This is a genomic window from Klebsiella sp. K47 (assembly GCF_051858335.1).
GTDB lineage: Bacteria > Pseudomonadota > Gammaproteobacteria > Enterobacterales > Enterobacteriaceae > Klebsiella > Klebsiella pneumoniae.
Genome location: NZ_JBPYUI010000371.1, coordinates 1 through 227, shown reverse-complemented (window position 1 = coordinate 227; position 227 = coordinate 1). Strand labels below are relative to the sequence as shown.

At 35.7% G+C, this 227-nt stretch carries 1 protein-coding gene; it reads right to left on the bottom strand.

Features of this window, described 5'->3' with window-relative positions; genetic code table 11:
• On the bottom strand, positions 1-227 hold a 227-nt coding region (locus RRF55_RS28425; RefSeq protein WP_439419360.1), incomplete at both ends, for a hypothetical protein.

Below are 227 nucleotides of genomic sequence, written 5' to 3'. Positions count from 1 at the left end.
ATAAAAATCGATATGACGAACCGCTTCTTCAATGTTGTGAATATTGATGGTAATAAACTGATTACCACTCAGCAGGCTCGCGCCCCACTGTAAAATAAAGACAAAAATGGCAGAAACGATGGGTACGCCAATAGCTTGGGGAAAACCTAAAATGCGTTTATTGAAAATAGTCGTTGCAATGGATAATGCAAAAATAACGGTAAAAACTTGTAGAAAAAAATAATTTC